This is a genomic window from bacterium, assembly GCA_023150945.1.
Taxonomy (GTDB): Bacteria; Zhuqueibacterota; Zhuqueibacteria; order Zhuqueibacterales; family Zhuqueibacteraceae; genus Coneutiohabitans.
In genome coordinates, this window is sequence record JAKLJX010000019.1 from 63,227 (window position 1) to 82,104 (window position 18,878).

Annotated in this window: 10 protein-coding genes and 3 tRNA genes; 11 read left to right on the forward strand and 2 right to left on the reverse strand. The window is 59.2% G+C overall.

What is annotated here, in order from left to right; translation table 11 throughout:
• The first annotated feature begins 7 nt into the window (after window positions 1-7).
• The 3 genes from L6R21_21260 to L6R21_21270 all read left to right on the forward strand — a co-directional run bounded on the left by L6R21_21260 (window position 8) and on the right by L6R21_21270 (window position 4,074).
• On the forward strand, window positions 8-1,570 hold the full coding sequence (locus tag L6R21_21260) for a tetratricopeptide repeat protein (GenBank protein ID MCK6561737.1): 1,563 nt from the start codon (window positions 8-10) through the stop codon (window positions 1,568-1,570).
• Window positions 1,571-1,617: 47 nt separating this feature from the next.
• Entirely contained in the window at window positions 1,618-2,376 is a 759-nt protein-coding gene (locus L6R21_21265; protein MCK6561738.1) for a hypothetical protein, read from the forward strand.
• A gap of 975 nt (window positions 2,377-3,351) precedes the next feature.
• Window positions 3,352-4,074: a lytic transglycosylase domain-containing protein gene (locus tag L6R21_21270; protein ID MCK6561739.1), complete on the forward strand. Its 723-nt coding sequence runs from the start codon at window positions 3,352-3,354 to the stop codon at window positions 4,072-4,074.
• 308 nt (window positions 4,075-4,382) lie between these two features.
• On the opposite strand, the gene L6R21_21275 is transcribed toward L6R21_21270, so the two are convergent.
• Window positions 4,383-5,018: a radical SAM protein gene (locus L6R21_21275; GenBank protein ID MCK6561740.1), complete on the reverse strand. Its 636-nt coding sequence runs from the start codon at window positions 5,016-5,018 to the stop codon at window positions 4,383-4,385.
• 481 nt (window positions 5,019-5,499) lie between these two features.
• Between L6R21_21275 and L6R21_21280 the strand changes: the two genes are divergently transcribed.
• A complete protein-coding gene (locus L6R21_21280) occupies window positions 5,500-13,746 on the forward strand; it encodes an FG-GAP-like repeat-containing protein (protein ID MCK6561741.1) in 8,247 nt (2,748 codons plus the stop codon).
• Window positions 13,747-13,796: 50 nt separating this feature from the next.
• Here the strand turns inward: L6R21_21280 and L6R21_21285 are convergent, their stop codons facing one another.
• Window positions 13,797-14,018 (reverse strand): hypothetical protein, encoded by a 222-nt coding sequence (locus L6R21_21285; GenBank protein ID MCK6561742.1) that lies wholly within the window; start codon window positions 14,016-14,018, stop codon window positions 13,797-13,799.
• A gap of 136 nt (window positions 14,019-14,154) precedes the next feature.
• Between L6R21_21285 and L6R21_21290 the strand changes: the two genes are divergently transcribed.
• The 7 genes from L6R21_21290 to glgA all read left to right on the forward strand — a co-directional run bounded on the left by L6R21_21290 (window position 14,155) and on the right by glgA (window position 18,835).
• Window positions 14,155-14,229: transfer RNA gene (locus L6R21_21290), tRNA-Gly, on the forward strand.
• Window positions 14,230-14,338: 109 nt separating this feature from the next.
• A tRNA-Cys gene (locus L6R21_21295) sits at window positions 14,339-14,411 on the forward strand.
• 19 nt (window positions 14,412-14,430) lie between these two features.
• A tRNA-Leu gene (locus tag L6R21_21300) sits at window positions 14,431-14,517 on the forward strand.
• A gap of 152 nt (window positions 14,518-14,669) precedes the next feature.
• Entirely contained in the window at window positions 14,670-15,830 is a 1,161-nt protein-coding gene (locus L6R21_21305) for a PLP-dependent aspartate aminotransferase family protein (protein MCK6561743.1), read from the forward strand.
• Window positions 15,831-15,890: 60 nt separating this feature from the next.
• On the forward strand, window positions 15,891-16,865 hold the full coding sequence (locus L6R21_21310) for a hypothetical protein (GenBank protein ID MCK6561744.1): 975 nt from the start codon (window positions 15,891-15,893) through the stop codon (window positions 16,863-16,865).
• A 76-nt stretch (window positions 16,866-16,941) separates the two neighbouring features.
• Window positions 16,942-17,283, forward strand: a complete 342-nt coding sequence (locus tag L6R21_21315) for a hypothetical protein (GenBank protein ID MCK6561745.1) — start codon at window positions 16,942-16,944, stop codon at window positions 17,281-17,283.
• Between the two features lie 97 nt (window positions 17,284-17,380).
• Window positions 17,381-18,835, forward strand: a complete 1,455-nt coding sequence (gene glgA, locus L6R21_21320) for a glycogen synthase GlgA (protein ID MCK6561746.1) — start codon at window positions 17,381-17,383, stop codon at window positions 18,833-18,835.
• The last annotated feature ends 43 nt before the right edge of the window (window positions 18,836-18,878 follow it).

Genomic DNA, 18,878 nt, shown 5'->3' on the forward strand with positions numbered 1-18,878 from the left:
TAGCAGAATGTCGCAGCAACGCCAATATTTCACGAGATGCAACTACGCAGTGCAATGGAACTCCCGGGCCGCGCTGGCGCTGTTGGCGGCCTTGTTGTTGACCGCCTGCGCCGGCAGCCGTTCCGGCAAGCTGGGCCAGCGCGCCGCGCCTCTGTTGGTGCCCGCCGGCGTCGACAGCAGCGTCGCTGCTGCCGCCGATTCCACTGCGAAAACGCTGTTCGTCGAATACCCACAGCAGCAGCAGGCCCGGCAGATTGCCGATTCTTCCGTTGCCAAGGTGGAGAAGAGTAATCGGCTGTGGGAGATCTTCAGCGGCCGGACGGATTCGCTGGTGGTGGATTCGGTGGCGGCAATCAACCGCTTCAACGAGGCCGGCCGGGAATTGCAGCGCGCTGTGGCCCTCGACAAAAAAGCCGCAAACGACCCCGCGCCGGAGCAAATTCGGCGGCAGGCCTTGCAAGCTCTGGAAACCGCGCGCGCGGGTTTCGAGCTTTCTCTGCGGCTGAATCCGTTTGACGCCACCACGCGCTTGTGGCTGGCGCGCACTTATCAACTTCTCGCCCGGCGCTTTTTGGATGAACGCAATCACCGCAAGGCCGCGGAAGTGCTGGAGTCGCTGGTGCGCGTGCAAAAGGATCAGCACGGACTCTTTGCCCGCCTGGCGGATTGCTACTTTGCCCTGCAGGAATACCAGCCGGCGCTGCAAAATTTTCAGCAAGCCGAGCGCGTGCTGGCGGCCACCGCGGTTTTCGGAGTTCCGCCGCATGAGCCGCTGACGGAACGCAACATCGCCGCGGCCACCGACAGTAGCCAGCGCTTTCTCTATCTTTATTATCAAGGGGAATGCTACATCAAGATGCGGCAGGCGGATTCCGCGCTGGCGGTGCTGCAGCGCGCCGTGACCTTCGCGCAGAATTCCCAAAACCGTGAGGCGGCGCAGGCCAATTTGCGCTGGATCAACTGGGACGACGGCAACATCGCGGCTGCCGAGGCCCGCGACACGCTGCTCGGCCTGGTCGATCAGCAGAAGCACGCCGAAGCCGCTGCCGGCATGGCGCGGCTACTGCCCATGCTCAAGACCAGCCGCACGCGCCAGGAGATGACCTGGCGTCTCGCCACGCTGGAATTCAATCATCTCAACCAACCCGACAAAGCCCTGCTCGCCATGCAGGTAGTCGTCAAGGAGACCACAACCAACACGGACAGTATGGCACAAAAATTTCGCGATACCTACGGCGCCATGTGCTTCAATCAGGGCCAGAAAATGCTGGCCGCACGCAAGTTCACCACGGCGCTCGCCTATTTTCAGCAAGCAGCGGAGATCGACTGGAACTACCGTGCCAAAAGCTACCTGGAGCTTGCCCGCTTGGCGGCCAACGATCCCAAACGCGCCGAGGAGTTTGCCCGTCTGGCGCTGGCTGCCGCCGACCAACTCGAGTTGCGGGAAGAAATCACGGGTTACGAATTGTTGACGCAGGCGCTCAAGCGCCAGGGCAAGTTCGACGAGGCCCGCCGCCAGTTTGAAAAATACCGCGAGCTGGTGAGCGGCGGCCGACGGCAAACGAACTGAGGCCCGCCGTCCGGCAACGTAAGTTCAGCAAGAACAGAAAAGATGAAATGACGAAAAGATTCGAGAAGATTTGCCGGCTGCTCCTGGTAGCCGGCCTGCCCTTCGCCGCCTGGCCGCAGCCGCAAGCGAGCGTCGACCAGAGACTGATTCGCGTGGCCACGATCACGCAACCGGGGCTGATCGACTTCTTTTTGATGGAGTTTCTCATCACCGACAGCCCGGTGATGAAAATGGAAATCATCGATGCCACTGCCAACGGCTTTGGCGTGGAAGACATCGTCAAATGCTATCCCTCCGAGCGCATCTATGTGCCGACGCCCTCGGACACGGCACAGATGGTGATGAACGCCTGGCACTTTGCCGCCAATTTTCAAGTCGTGACCCAGAACAGCCCGGCAGAGGTTTTCGAGGGAACCAAAACCGACGCAGCGCAGAACGGGATTCTGGCGGGACTTCTGCGCGGACTGGAGCGCAACTACCAGGATCTCCCCATAAAGCTTTATTTTGAGCGCGACCAGCAGACTGCGACCTTCGAAATCTGGGGCCACAACCCGGTCAAGCTCAAGTACAAACCCGCTCCGCCGGTGATGCCGGACACGGTGACGGCCTACGATGTCGTGCACGTACTGCGGCAGGACACCCTCATCGTCGCCGACACCACGCTCTATGACGTGTTGCTGATTCAGCGCACGGTCAGTGACACCGTGTTCGTCGGGATTGACGAGGCCAGCGGCCATAGCCCCGCAGTCAACCCTGGCCGTCAGACCCCCGCATTTCTACATGAGCCAAGGAGCAAGAAAAATTAGAGTTGGTCGCCGTTGCACACGGTGAAACGAAAAATCCCCAGGACGCATGCGGCCTCGGGGATTTTTTTTTCGCATCAAACAGGTCGATCTCATCCACTGTGCCGCATCCAGAGTGATGCAGGACCCCTGCCGGTCAAACCCCAGTGGTAAAATTTCAGGCGGTTCAAGCAAGGGGCCAGAATTGGAAATGTAGCACTCGGCGGCGCTCCCGGCGCGCGTGGCTGTTCAGTCTGGCAAAAAATATTTTTGGTGTATTTTTGTTTCTGGTCATTATGACAGGTGGATTGAAACAAGAAATCTCACAAATCGGTCGGCGAGAACCGCCTTTCCGGCCTTTCTTAAATCATATAAAGACCTGTTAATTTTTATATTGCGACACAAGGTGAGGTCAAATCAGATAGCCTGTGTTTTATGCATTAGATTGAAAATATAGTAAGTATGACAAGTCTACAGCTCAGAAATATAGATGCCGGCTCTTCACAAAATTTCTCTTGCATCTCCTGACCCGATTGCTTATACTCCCCGCACATTTTTAAGACAAGGGGATTAATGTTCACTAAATCATCTAGAGCAATTTTTTTGCAGAATGAAGCCAGGACACGACCATTTCGAGGTGAAGACGATCTGATATAAGTACAATATAAAAAGGCTCTAGTAGCCAATTCAGACAACTTTCCGCGCCTCTTGGGCGCGTTTTGTTTTCTCAGGGTGATCGATTTCTGACCTTTGCGCGCGAAAACTGATTCAGTCTCGAACATAAAAACACAAGAGCACAGCATCGGTTTTAAGTGTTAAGGCTATATAAAACAGCTTATTCATTTGATGGCATGGTATCTGCTTAAAGGGAAGGCGTACTCCCCCAGGGCTAGCAAGAAAATAACGAAATTAGTATTTGTTTTGTTGAACCTTAGGTTGGAACAACCAACCCCATTCTTTTTGGCAATCATCACGTTGAACATACTTACGGAGGAACAGATGTCAACAGGAGAAAATCAGGGAGGAAAGAACGTCAAACGTCGCATCACTTCCAAAATCTTCCTGTATGGTCTCTTGGTTGCGATCTGCCTTACTGCGACGGGCGTGAGCATCAAGTACTACACGCTCTCGCAACTGCAAGACACCAAGATCGGCGAGCTTGAGCGCGTGCTGCATGAGTTGCGCGGCGCGATGAATGTTGACACCGTCAGGCAGTACAGCATTCAGAAAGTCATCGCCATCATCGACCGCTTCAACCCGCGGATGGAATCCAGCCTGAAGTACGAGATCGCCAACACGATCTACGAAATGAGCGTGAAGTATCCCAACCTGGACATCGACCTCATTTGCGCCACCATCACGCACGAAAGCGGCCGCACCTGGAACCCGGAAGTCATCTCGCACGCCGGGGCCATGGGCTTGATGCAGGTCATGCCGGCCACCGGCATGTACGTCGCCGCTTATGAAGGCGTCAATTGGTCCAGCCCGGAAGACGTGCTCTACAACCCGATCCAGAATATTCGCATTGGCTGCCGCTATCTGTCTTCACTGATCACGGACTACGACCTGGACGGTGGACTGGCGGCTTACAACGGCGGCGAGCGCCGCGCGGCCATGTGGATCAAGGCCAACCGCGAAGATGGCATCCTGTGGGACGAAACTCAGAAGTACATCCCCTCCGTCAAGAAACTCTACACCGAATACCGGCAAATGACGATGTAGCCGGCAGCACGCCTTTTCCAAGCCCCAATCAATCGCAAGGTTGATCGGGGCTTTTTTGTTTGCACCCGTAAAGTTCGACAGTCGGGCGGGTTAAGTTCAATATTCATGTAAAGAATCCCCCAAAGTCTTCGCTACACGGCTTGTCCCAAAAGAGGCTTTACTGAGGTTTCGAGCTTCCCCGCAGCAGTACCGGTCAGCCGGGTTGGGCGAACTGCGGGTCGCCAACTCGGCGTGGTCGTTGCGTTCTTTTCCGCCCATCAGGTGGACTATGCTCCACTTTCATGCTGGCGGAAAAAGGCGCCGAAGGATCACACCCCGCGCATGTCCGGCGGCCAGATATACTTGTGTAACTGAAGCTGAAAGCGCGCATTGACGCGGTCGGCCAGCAGCCATTCGGCAAGCTGGCGATAATCCATCACGTTGAACACGGGAGAAAACAGCAGCGGAAATCTCTCCTCCAGGCGATGCATGCGAATGACCCCCACCGCCCAGTCATAATCCCGGCGATCCTTGATGACGAACTTGATCTGGTCGTGCGGCTGCAGGATGGCGAGGTTCGGCCAATAGTTGCGATCGGCCTCGCCGCTGCCCGGGCATTTGAGGTCCATGATTTTGATGACCCGCGTGTCGAGCGGAGACAAGTCCAAACTGCCGCCGGTTTCGATCAAGACGGTGAAGCCTTCCTGCAACAGCCGCCGGGCCAATTCCGGCGTTTCCTTTTGCAGCATGGGTTCTCCACCGGTCAGCTCCACGAGTTTGCAATGGTAGCCTCGCACCTGCGCCAGGATTTCCTCGAGGCGCATTTCCTGGCCGCCATAGAAAGCGTAGGCGGTATCGCACCAGACGCAGCGCAGATTGCAGCCGGTGGTGCGCACGAACACACACGGCAGTCCGCTGTAGGTGGATTCGCCTTGAATCGAATGGAAGATTTCAGTGATTCGCATAATGCTGTTGCCTTACTGGTCGAATGCGGAATTTCGGGCAGGCGCGAGAGCAGGGCAGCCTCTGCTGCATTCCCCACCGCCGGGCTGAATTCCCACGCCTGCCGCGCGACGAATATGATGCCGGCAAAATAGTGATTTCTCCAGGAAAGCACAACCCGGCCCGCGGCCGGCTGAAATCGCAAACGCCGGTTTCGCGCGGCCAGCCCGCCTTGCCTTTTCCTGCACCCGCTCTGCAAGTCATGGCGGGAGCACGTAGTATTCCCAGAATGTCAGCGCGAGTTTTCGCTTGCCATTGTTGCGTTTTCTCCTAATATTCACGCCGCTCCAGGGATGGATTTAGAGGCCGGAGCATCTGTTGAGATGATCGCGCGAAGCCGTGGTCAGGAGCCGCGGCACCCCGGCCTTTTGCAGTCCCCACCTCTCACTCGGAAAAGTCCCCGTATTTGTTGCCGCAGCGCAGACACTCTTTGGAGTTCGTGTCATGAGATCGCTTTCGCCCCGCAGCTTCGCAGCGCGCCTCGGCCGTGGCCTGTTGTGGCTCGCTCAAATCTCCGCCTTCCCTGCTTTGAGTCAAACTTTGCGCTTCACCGACGTCAGTTCGGCGGCCGGAATCCTGCCGAGTCCCTCTGGCGGTTACGGCCATGGCGCCTCCTTCGGTGATTACAATGGCGACGGCCGGCCCGACCTTTACGTGATCGCCTACAGCGCGAACAACTCGCTATACCGCAACAATGGCGGCGGCACCTTCACCGACTTGGCCGCGGCCGCCGGCGTGCAGAATCCGGCGGAGCGCGATCGCGGCATGGCCTCCGCCGATTACGACAATGACGGGGATCTGGACATCTACATCATGACCGGATCCACCCTGAGTGTGCTCTACCGCAACAACGGCAACAACACCTTCAGCGATGTGACCGAAGCTACCGGCGTGAACATGACCGGCCAGGGCCAGGGCGTGGCCTGGGGCGATTATGACCAGGACGGCTTGCTCGATCTCTTTGCCGCCCAGACCGCCGAGGACAATCGTCTGTTTCGTCAGAATCCCGATCACACCTTCACTGATGTGACGCTGGCGGCGGGTATCGGCGGCTATTCCGAAAGCTTGCAGCCGGTCTTTTTTGATGTGGATCTCGACGGCGATCTCGATCTCTTCGTCACGCGCAAGGAGCTCGTGCCCAACCTGCTCTATATCAACAACGGCAACGGCACCTTCACTGAGCAAGCTGTGGCGCGCGGCATTGCCGCACCCACGCCGCACAGCCAGGGCGCCGCGGTCGGTGACTACGATCGCGACGGCGACTTCGATGTTTACGTGTGCAGCTATGACAGCCCGAATTTGCTCTTTCGCAACGATGGTGGCTTTTTCACCGAGGTGGCGGCCAGTGCCGGCGTGAGCGTGGGCGCGGCAGGCAATCGCGGCGCGCTGTTCGCTGATTTTGACAACGACGGCTGGCTCGATTTGTACGTCACCCGCAACAACAGCAATTTTCTCTTTCGCAACAACGGCAACGGTACGTTTGCCGACCTCAGCGCCGCTTCCGGCGCCAATGATCCCAATCGCGGCTACAGCCCGTCGTTTGCCGACTATGACGCAGACGGCGACCTCGACATTTTTTTCACCAACACCGGCCAAAGCAGCGTGCTCTATCGCAATGAGGGGACGTCCAGCCACTGGCTGCAGATTGATCCGGTGGGCGTCACCAGCAATCGCGACGGCGTGGGCGCGCGGCTGACCGCGTGGATCGGTAATCAGAGGCAAGTGCAAATGGTGATCGCCGGCCAAGCCTACCTCTGCACCGGCAGCGACCTGACTGTGCATTTCGGCTTGGGCGCGAGTGTGCGCATCGACAGCCTGATCATTCAATGGCCCTCCGGCACCGAGGATCGCCACTATGACATTGCCGCGGATCAAAAGCTCACCTTGCAGGAAGGCGAAGGCGAACAAGCCGCTTTGCCTGACACCACGCCGCCGGTGCTGGCCAGCCTCCAGGCCGGCCCAATCAACACCGACCGCGCCACCATCACGTGGGAAACGGACGAAGTGAGCGACAGTCAGGTTGAATACGGGTTGACGACCAGCTACGGCATGCTCTCTCCGCTCGACGCCAACCGGGTAACGGCGCATGCGGTCACGCTCACCGGCTTGACTGCCAACACCACCTATCACTATCGCGTGAAATCTTCGGATGCCCGTGGCAATCTCAGCGTCAGCGGCGATTTCACCTTCGCCACAGCCACGGGCGCCGGCGCGCTCTTTTCCGATGATTTCAGTGGCCCGGCGCTCGACACCAACAAGTGGATCAAAGGCTCGCATCCGCAGAACACCACGGTAGTGGAGAATGGCCGGCTGCGGTTGCGCACCACCGGCAGCAACTCAGGCTGGGTCTACACCCGCGACCGTTTCAGCGGTCGCGAGCAGACGATCACGGTCAAAGTGGTTCAGCCGAACAACGATGCCGCGCTCGGCATGTCGCCCACCGCCAACACCGCCGCGGCCAACGGCTTCTACGATGAACCAAACTGGTACCGCTTCTACAACTATCGCAACACCAGCGCACAGCCCTACAAGCTCTATGTGCAATGGCGGAAAAGCGGCGTGATTAACGGGCTGGATGTTGCCAGCGGCGTCACCTTCACCGGCAACTTCCATCTGCGCCTGCGCACCAGCGGGAATCTGATTTATTTCGAATACTCGTTCGATCGCGTGAATTGGACGACGGCCTACCAGGAGACTTTCGCGCTGCCCGGTTACTCGCTGGATGATTTGTTCGCCTTCGAGCTTTCGGCCTACAACACGCCGCTCAAAGGTGACTGGATCGTCGATGATTTCGCCATTCAATCGCAACAAACGCCGCCGCCCGACGTCACGCCGCCGCTGCTCTCCGACATCGCCAGCGGCAATCTCTCCGCCACCACCGCCACTATCTCGTGGACGACGGACGAAGCCAGCGACACGCAGGTGGAATACGGCTTGACGGATTCCTACGGCCTCACTTCACCGCTGGACGGCCTGCGCACCACGGCGCACGCCGTCACCCTCACCAACTTGACCCCGGCCACGCTTTATCACTATCGCGTCCAATCGCGCGATGCTGCCGGCAATCTCGCCGTCAGCGCGGATTTCACTTTCACCACCGCTGCCGGCGCGCCCGACCTGCCCGTGCTCTCCGAGATTGCCGTGGCGCAAATCACCCAAACCACGGCGCAAGTGAGCTTCACCACCGACCGTTTCACCTACGGCACGATCGAATATGACGACCGGCCGCACGGCGTGATCCGCATCATGCCGCTGGGCGACAGCATCACCGAGGGCGAAAAGAGCAGCGATGGCGCCGGCTATCGTTCTGCGTTGTATCACCGCCTCACCGATTTCGGCAGCCGCTTCGATTTCGTCGGCAGCCTGAATTACGGCACCGGCTTTCCGGACACCGAGCATGAAGGCCATCCCGGCTGGTCGGCCAATCAGATTCTGGGGAATCTCACCACGTTTCTCACGCAGGCGCAGCCGCAGGCGGTGCTGCTGCACATCGGCACGAATGACATTTCCGGCGGCAACAGCGCCGAGCAAGTCGTGTCCGAGATTGCCGCGATCGTCGATCAGACGCTCGGTTTTGATCCCGGCCTCCGGCTCTTTCTCTCGACTTTGGTGCCGCGCACCGACGCCAATGAACCGGTCAACGCAGAAGTGAACGCCCAGCTTCCCGCGCTGGTCAATGCGCGGGCCAGTGCGGGGCATCGCATCTATCTGGTGGACAACTACGCAGCGTTTCTTGCCAACCCCAACTGGGCGACGGACTGGATGGCCGACCGGCTGCATCCCAACGATTCCGGCTATGCTTTGATGAGCGCGCAATGGTTCCCGGCCTACACCGGCACCGAATTCGATTTTCACCGGGGCGACAGCCTGCTGGCCACTGCCCACGCCATCACACTGGCGGGACTGAGGCCGGGCACGGCTTATCAGTACCGTGCCCGCGCCCGGGACATCAATGGCGCCGAAGCGGCCTCGGCTATCTTCAGCTTCACGACCGCCAGCGGCGCTGACACCATTGCGCCGCTGATTGCCAACGTGAGTGCAGACAATCTCTCCTCAAGCTCGGCGCAGGTCACATGGGAGACGAATGAGTTGAGCGATTCACAGGTGGAATTCGGTTTGACCATAGCCTACGGCGCGCTCTCGCCGCTCGACACCAGCCGCGTCGCGCAACACGCCGTCATGCTCACCAACCTGCTCGCTGACACGACGTATCATTTTCGGGTGAAATCAAAAGACGCGGCCGGCAATCTGGCGGTGAGCGGCGATTTCACGTTTGTCACGCCCGCCGCCGACGTGACGCCGCCGGTGATCACCAATATCGCCGCCGGCAATCTCTCGGATTCCACTGCGCAGATCACATGGGAAACGAATGAGTTGAGCGATTCGCAGGTGGAATATGGTTTGACCGCGGCCTATGGCGCGCTCTCGCTGCTCGACACCAGCCGCGTCGCGCAACATGCCGTCATGCTCGCGAACCTGCTCGCTGACACGACTTATCATTTTCGGGTGAAATCAAAAGATGCGGCCGGCAATCTGGCGGTGAGCGGGGATTTCACGTTTGTCACGCCCGCCGGCGACGTGACGCCGCCGGTGATTTCCAACGTGAGGGCAGGCAATATTACTGCGAACTCAGCGGAGATCAGATGGCGCACCAGTGAGCTGGGCGACAGCCAAGTGGACTATGGCTTGAACAAGGGCTATGATCACAGCTCGACGCTCGACACGAGCCGGGTCTTCGAACATCTGGTTGTTCTCACCGGGCTGCGACCGGGCAAAACATACTCTTACCAAGTCAAGTCGCGCGATGCTGCCGCGAATCTCGCGGTCAGCAGCGGCTACAGCTTCAGAACGCCGCTCACGCCCTTGATGACCGACGCTTTCAACACCGCGGTCCTCGACACCAGCAAATGGCGGCGCGGCACGCACAGCGGCAACCTGAGCGCGGTGGAAAACAATGCCTTGCATTTGCGCTCCACCGGCGCCACCAGCGGCTGGATTTACACGCGCGACAAGTTCTCCGGCCGCAACAAGATTGTGCAAATCAAAGTCGTGCAGCCCAACAACGACGCGGCGCTCGGCATGTCCGCCACGGTAACGGCCGCAGCACTCAACGGCGTTTATGAGGAGCCGAGCTGGTATCGCTTCTACAATTACCGCAACAGCAGCAGCGAACCCTACAAGCTTTATGTGCAATGGCGCAAGAACAACATCGTGAACGGCCTCGATGTCGCCGGCAACGCCACGTTCACCTCCAATTTCTATCTGCGGCTGCGCACCAGCAGCGACTCGATTCATTTTGAGTATTCCTACGACGACCAGCAATGGCTCACCGCCTACAGCGAGTTGTTCAGCCTGACCGGTTACACCCTCGATGATCAGTTCCATTTCGAGTTGTCGGGCTATCGCACCTCGACCAACGGCGAGTGGGTGGTCGACGATTTTGCCATTTTCTCCACCGAGCCGGACAGCGCGGATGACACGCCGCCGGTGCTGACGCAGGTGGCAGCAGGGCAGATCACTGCGACCGGCGCCACCATCACCTGGAACACCGACGAGGTCAGCGACTCGCAGGTGGAGTACGGCCTGACCAGCAGCTATGGCGCGCTCTCTGCGCTCGATCCGGCCCTGGTCCGTGCGCACAGCGTAACGCTTGCCGGACTGCAGAAGAACACCATCTATCACTATCGCGTCATTTCCGGTGATGCCTCCGGCAACCTGGCCACGAGCGCGGATCAGACTTTCACCACCGCCGCGGCCACGCTCTCCTTCACGGACATCACACTGGCGGCCGGGACTGCCGGACCGCAAGGCGCGGCTGAAACCGGCGGCCACGCCGCGATTTTCGCGGATGTCGACAGCGACAACCGTCCCGATCTCTATATCACGATGTACAATGTTGTGGAAAGCCCAACCGCTGATCTCTTCTTTCGCAATACGGGCGGCAATGTCTTTACTTCGGAAGCCGGCCAGCGCGGCCTCGCTGACTATGACGGCGGCTCGCACGGCGCCCTCTTCGCCGATCTCGACAACGATGGCCATTTTGATTTGTACAACGGCACCACGCTCGGCACCAACGGCATCCCCGGCATCAATAATCTCTACCGCAACAACGGCAATGGCTTTTTTACCGACGTAAGCGCGGCGACCGGCATGCCGCTGCGGGAATGGCAGACCCGTGCGGTGGTCGCCTTCGACATGGAAAACGACGGCGATCTTGATCTTTTCGCCGTCACCGATTACCTGGGCAGCGACGATGCGCCGGACGATCGCAATGAAGTCTACCGCAACGACGGCGGCCTGCATTTCACTTCGATTGATTCCGGCGCCCTCTTCACGGCGCGTGCCGGCCAAGGCGCGATTGCGACCGACTTTGACGGCGACGGCGATCTGGATATCATCGCCGCCAACCGCACCGGACCGCTCAACGTCCTGCGCAACGACGGCCAGGGAAGCTTCACACTGGTGGCGCCCGGTACGCTCGGCCTGAGCCATGGCGCCGGCGACGGCATCAACACCGCCGATGTCGACAATGACGGCTGGCTGGACCTGCTGCTCACCAGCGACAACAGCGGCCATCTTTATCTCAACAACGGCAACGCCACGTTCCGCTTCCAGCAGAGCTTCAGCAATACCGACGGCTACATGGGCGGCTTTGCCGACCTCGACAATGACGGCGACCTCGATTTGGTTTTCGCCGGCGATGATCTCTGTTATCTGAATGACGGACATGGCATGTTCGTGGTCGGCCCTGCGATTCCGGTCAGCGGCATCAACGATCCCCGCGCCATTGGCTTTGCCGACATTGACGGCGACGGCGACTTGGACTTTGCCGTGGGCTGCAAGCGTTCCCGCAACTGGCTGGTGCGGAACGATCACAACGACGGCAATTGGTTGAAAGTGCGTCTGATCTCGCCGCAGGGCGTCGCCGGCGCCTTCGGCGCCACCGCCCGCCTCTCGACCGCCGATGGCAGCTTCCGCGCGCTGCGCGAAGCCCACGGCAGCGCCGGCTATCTCGGACAGGACGATCCGGTTTTGCATTTCGGCTTGGGCAGCCGCGATTCCGTCGATCTGGTCGTCAAGTTTCCTGACGGCACGATCGTCACGGCCTCCCGCGTTGCCGCGAATCAAACGATTGTGATCGATGGCCGCAGCGCGGATCAAAAAAGTCCGGCCCTCAGCGCCGTGGCTGCAGTCAGCGCTTCCGGCACGCTTGCTGAAATCACCTGGAGCACCGATGAAGTGAGCGATTCTCAGGTTGAGTATGGCGTGACCAGCAGCTATGGCCTCTCCTCGCCGCTGCAAATGACTTGGGTCACGGCACACCGCGTGTCGCTTAACGGCTTGGCCGCCAATACCACTTACCATTATCGCGTGAAGTCGAAGGATCCGGCCGGCAATTTGGCCGTGAGTGATGATTTCACGTTCAGCACGCCGGCGCGCGATACCACACCGCCGGCCATTGCCAATGTTGCGGCGGGCAGTATCACGGCGTCGTCGGCAGTGATCAGTTGGGAGACGAATGAAGCGAGTGATTCGCAAGTGGAATACGGCCTCACCAGCGCCTATGGCTTCGCCACGCCGGTCGCCGGCGAGCGGGTGACTTCGCATCAAGTTGTGCTCAGCGGCCTGGCGGCCGGCACGACCTACCACTTTCGCGTGAAGTCGACGGACGCAGACGGCAATCAGGCAAACAGCGGAGATTTCATCTTCACCACCCTCACGGCTGCGTTGTTGGCCGATGATTTCAACAGCGGCAGCCTGGATGCCGCCAAATGGCAGCGCGGCACCAACGCGGGGAATCAATCCGCGGTGTTGAATGGCCAGCTCGAATTGCGCTCGACCGGCGGGGAAAGCGGCTGGGTGATCACCAAGTCCGCATTCCGGCCGCGCAACACCTCGGTCACCGTGAAGGTGACGCAGCCCAACGATGATGGCGCGCTCGGCATGAGTCCGACCTACAACCTCGCGGCATCCACCGGCATTTACAATCAAGCAACGTGGTATCGCTTCTACGTCTATCGCGATCAGGCCAGCGGGCCATATCTGCTGTATGTGCAATGGAAAAAGAATGGTGTGGTTGATGGTGTCGAAGTGACCGGCAATCTGGTGATTACCGGGCCGGTTCATCTGCGGCTGCGTTGTGATGAAACGCAAATTCACTTCGAAGCCTCGCTCGACGGCGCGACCTGGATCGATACCTACCGCGAGCCCTTTGGTTTGACGGGCTACACGCTGGACAGCAATTTCTACTATGAACTCGCCGCCTATCGCACCTCCACCAAGGGTGTTCTGCGCGTGGATGATTTTTCCATCACCAGCAGCGGTGCCGCGGCCGGCATGATCGCGGCCGTGAATTTCGCCAAAGCTCGGCAGGTGACGCTGTCAAGCGCGGTGCCGGCGGGCTTTGCCGTGTCGCAGAATTATCCCAATCCTTTCAATATCGAAACGCGCGTAAACCTCGAGCTGCCGGAGAACGGCAGGCTGCAGGCCATCATCTACGACGGGCAGGGCCGGGAAGTGCTGCGGCTGCATGACGAGTATTTCGCGGCCGGCTATCATGTCATTCGCTGGCAGGGCGCCGCCACCGCGGGCGGGACGGTGAGCAGCGGCATCTATCTCATGCGCGTGATCTTCGATGGCCAATCCGGCAAGCGCGAAGTGATGACACGCCGTTTGACCTTGCTGAAATAGTTCTGGGGAAAACGAAATCGGCGGGGCGGGAGTTGAGAGTTGACAGCGCGCTACTGCTCCAGCGGCTTTTCGGAGCTTTCGATGGGGGGCGCCGCTTCGCGCTTCAAGGTGCCAATGGTGATGAAACTGTAGAGATTGCGTCCGCAACTGTTTTCACAGCGAAATTCGCGGAAAATGCGATCACATTCCTCCTGGCTGTGAACGAGATGGCGTTTGACGTTGCCACAAGCTTCGCAGGTGATGATTAATTCCGTGTACTCGATGCCATCCATGAGTTCGGGCGCTTTTGATGTGGGGAAAATGAATCTCGTGCAAAAAGTACCGCCATTATACTGGAATCTGGGTAGGATTGCAAGCAAAAAAATGCTTGCACGCCAGGGGAGATTTGGTTATATTCGCCGTCGTTAAGCGGGAGTAGTTCAGTGGTAGAACACCACCTTGCCAAGGTGGGGGTCGCGGGTTCAAGCCCCGTCTCCCGCTCCACAATTCTCCAGGCTGAGCACAGGCAGACGCACTCCACGTTTGCCTGTCTTTTTAATGAGCCAGGCGGTTTCCTCTCATCGGCAAAGCAATCGAGAACCGCCTGCCGGTTGGCGGCGTAGCCAAGTGGTTAAGGCGGAGGTCTGCAAAACCTCTATTCATCGGTTCGACTCCGATCGCCGCCTCAGCGCTTTCGATTCCAGAGCCGGGGTGGCGGAACTGGTAGACGCAAGGGACTTAAAATCCCTCGGTTGCAATGTAACCGTGCCGGTTCGAGTCCGGCCCTCGGCACAGCAAAAGTTTCAGCGGCTTGTGACTCCCGTGAGTCCACAGGCCTTTTTTGTTTTCGGCAAGCACCGCGGCGTACTTGGGGTCTGCGCTCGCGCCGCGACGCTGCAAGCGCAACGGCAGTTAACCTCTCTCAGACAACGGGAAAACACCCCATGGGCTTCATGACCGACGCAGTGCACGCCGGCCAGCATCCGGAAGCAACCACCGGCGCGGTGATCGTGCCGATTTTTCAAACCGCTACTTACGCCCAAGAAGCGCCGGCGGTGCACAAGGGCTATGAATACGGCCGCACCGGCAATCCCACCCGGCTGGCGCTGGAGAAGAATCTCGCGGCGCTGGAACGCGGCCAGTTTGCCTATGCTTTTTCTTCAGGCATGGCCGCCACCTCCACGGTGACCAAGCTGCTCAAAACCGGCGATCACGTCGTCTGCACCGCCAACGTCTATGGCGGCACCGCACGCTACTTCCGGCAAGTGATGGCGGATTTCGGCCTGCAATTCGATTTTGTCGACACCTCCTCGCTCGAACAAGTCAAGCAAGTCTGGCGGCGCGAGACCAAGATGCTCTTCGTGGAATCGCCGACCAATCCGTTGCTCATCCTTTCCGACTTGCGCGCGCTGGCGGATTGGTGCCACGCACGCCAAGCCCTGCTCGTGGTTGACAATACTTTTCTCAGCCCCTATTTTCAGCGGCCACTGGAACTGGGCGCGGACATTGTCATTCACAGCACGACGAAATTCATCAATGGCCACAGTGATGTCATCGGCGGGGTGGTGGTGACCAACAACGCCGCGGCCGCCGAGCGTCTCGCCTTTCTGCAAAATGCGGTGGGCGCCGTGCCCAGCCCGTTCGATTGCTGGCTGATTCTGCGCTCGACCAAAACCCTGCCGCTGCGCATGCGCCAAAGCAACGCCAACGCCGTGGCTCTCGCTGACTTCCTGGCCGCCGATCGTCGCGTCGCGAAGGTTTACTATCCCGGCTTGGCCGCGCATCCCCAGCATGAGCTGGCGAAACGGCAACAGCTCGATCCGTACGGCCAGCCCGGCTTTGGCGGCATGATCTCTTTCGAGCTTGCTGATTTCGACACCGCCAGGACGTTTCTCAAAGGCATCAAGCTGTTCACGCTCGCGGAAAGCCTGGGCGGCGTGGAGAGTTTGATCTGCCATCCCACTTCCATGACGCATGCCTCCGTACCGCCGGAGATGCGCCAGCGCATCGGTCTGCGCGACGGACTCGTGCGCCTCTCCGTCGGTGTCGAAGATGTCGAGGATTTGATCGCCGATTTGCAGCGCGGCTTGCAGCTCATTTCCTGACGGGCGCGCGGAAGAGCTGCGCCCGGCGCGGCCTGCTACCGCGCTCTCATTCCGATTTCGGTGAAGCTGAACACGCACATGATTCCCGGCGGCGGTGCGCGGCTGGTGCGCCTGGCCTGCTGCTGGGCCACGACCGGCATTCTGCTCCTGGCGCCGCGGCTGCCCGCGCAAGAGTGGCAGTACCTCAACGCCGGCCGCTTCACGCTTGCCCACATTCCCGCGGAACGAAAACTCGCAACCGGCCTGCTGGCGGAACTCGAGCGCCAGCAGCAACAGCTCAGCGAGCGCCTGCAGTTTCGTCCCCGCCGCCTGCTCACCGTTTTCCTCTGCCCGAGCCAGTACAGTTTCGATTATCTCACCCGCAACCTCGTGCCGGATTGGGGCGAGGCCGCCGCCGATGTGGGCCAGTGGCGCATGTTTCTCAAATCGCCGGTCGCCAACAACGGCCGCGCACTGCAGCCGGCAACGCTGCGGCATGAGCTCGTACATTTGATGCTCGCCGAGATGGTGTTGCCGCACCGTGCCCCGCGCTGGTTCGATGAAGGCGCTGCCACCTGGCTTTCCGGCGAGACGCAGCACATCTCACCCACGCTCATCTCCAGCGCCATGGCGACCCGCTCGCTGGTTTCGTTCGACGAGATCGAAGAGTTGCTCACTTTTCCCAATCCCCGCGCCGGGCTGGCCTACTCCGTCAGCTTTCACGCGGTGAATTATCTCATTCAGCAGCACGGCGAAGCGGCGCTCGGGCAATATGCCCGCAGCCTGGCCGCGCACGCCGATCCGCGCGCCGCGTTTCAGGCGGCATTCCAGAAGGATCTGTGGGATTTTGAAGCCGAATACTTCGACTATCTGCGCGCGAATTTTCGCTGGTATTTTTTGCTGGATGACAACGTGTTGTGGAGCGCCGCGATCCTGCTGCTGGTGGTGGCGGGCTTCATCGCCACGCGCCGCCGCATCAAACGCCGGCTGAAGGAACTGGAAGATGATGATCACAGTCCGCCTTGGCATGAGGCCGGCCCTGCCCCGCAACCCTGAGGCGACGCCAGCAGGCGCAAACTAAACATGACTTCAGTCATGTCTTGAATGAAGATAACAGATAATCAAGAACGCTTTGCGAGCCTTTGCGGCTTGGCGTCTCTGTACGAATTCTTCGAGAGAATGTCGTGACGATTTTGAGTTGGAAAATTCATCCCGCAACGCGAACAATCTGCAGCTCGAAGACAATCGCCAACTGATCGAAACCACCCAGCCGATGGAGGAGATTTGTATCAGTTGGGTTGTTTCGATCAATTGGAAATCCTGCTTTGCCTTTGATGCAACGATTTCACCGCGAAGGAGCCAGCTTCTCTTCTTTTTTCAAGCGAGCGCAGTTTCAGGCATTCTCTTGCTTCGCTTTCTTCCTTGCCGGACAGGCACCGATAAGGTGATTGCCGGACTGCTGCTTGCATTTTAGCCGCCTGCTTGATACCTTGAGCCGGTCTTACGATTGCCCAACGGCCCGTCCAATTCTGGCGAGCCGGTGAGAACTTTTGCTGAACACGGGAGGATGGATGCGTATCGCATTTGCGACCAGTGAATGTGTGCCCTATGTGAAAACCGGCGGCTTGGCCGACGTCAGTGGTGCCCTGCCGCGCGCGCTGGCCGAAGCCGGTATGGAAGTCAAGGTCTTCCTGCCGTTGTATGATTCCATTCGCGTGCTCGATCATGATCTCATCTTTGCTGAGGAACTGCGCGATCTCCCCCTGCAAATCGGCAACCTCAATCTCACTTTCAATACCTGGTACAAAAGGACGCCCGGCCTCAGTCTGGAACACTATTTCATCGGCTGCCCGCATTATTTCCATCGCGGACGCATCTACACTTCGGACTATGATGAAGACGCACGCTTCATCTTGCTGCAACAGGCCATCATCAACATCTTGCAGCGCTATCACTGGGCACCGGAGGTGTTGCACGCCAACGATTGGCAAACGGCGCTGCTGCCGGTTTATTTGAAAGACAAATACTACTGGGACCGGCTGTTTGACCGCACCGCCAGCGTGCTCTCGATTCACAATCTCGGCTATCAGGGCCGCTTCGGCCGCGAAAGCGTCGATGCCGCCGGCCTGTCCTACGGCAAATACTACCCCGGCGGGCCTTATGAATTCCATAACTCGTTTTCATTCCTAAAAACCGGCATTCTCCACGCCGACATCATCACCACGGTGAGCGAAACCTACGCCCAGGAAATCCAAACGCCGACCTACGGCGAAGGCCTGCAGGATATCTTGGCGATGCGGCGCGCGGACCTCTACGGCATTCTGAATGGCATCGCCACCAGCGACTGGAATCCGCGCGTCGACAAACACATTTCCCACCACTATGATTTCGACTCGTTCGAGACCAAAGTGCTGAACAAGAAAGCGCTGCTGGGGCGCTTCGGCCTGCCCTTCGATCCCGAAGTGCCGGTGATCGGCCTGATCTCGCGCTTGACTCCGCAAAAAGGATTGGAGCTGCTGCCGGCCGCGTTCTCCGATCTCATGCAAATGCCGATTCAGATCATCGTGCTGGGCGATGGCGAGCGGAAATACGAGGAGTTCTTGCAGTGGGCGGTCAGTGCCTATCCGGAAAAGGTGGGCGTGTATCTCGGCTTCAACAACGAATTAGCGCATGGGATCACCGCCGGCAGCGACATGTTCCTGATGCCCTCGCGCTATGAGCCGTGCGGTTTGAATCAGATGTACAGCCTGAATTACGGCACCGTGCCGATCGTGCGCCGCACCGGCGGCCTGGCCGACACGGTGCACGATTATCACGAATTCAACGGCGAGGGCAACGGCTTTTCGTTTCGTGATTTCACCCCGCACGCGCTGTTCACCAGCGTGCAGCGCGCCCTCAGCCTGTTTCAGCAAAAGACCATCTGGCGTGAAATTGTCCGCCGCGGCATGCTGGAAGATTTTTCCTGGCAGCACTCGGCGCAGAAGTATCTGGAAGTTTACCGCCGCGCGGCCGCCCGCAAGCAGTGATCACGCCTGTCGTGCGGGCGCGCGCGTGGGCAGGCGCCTGCGC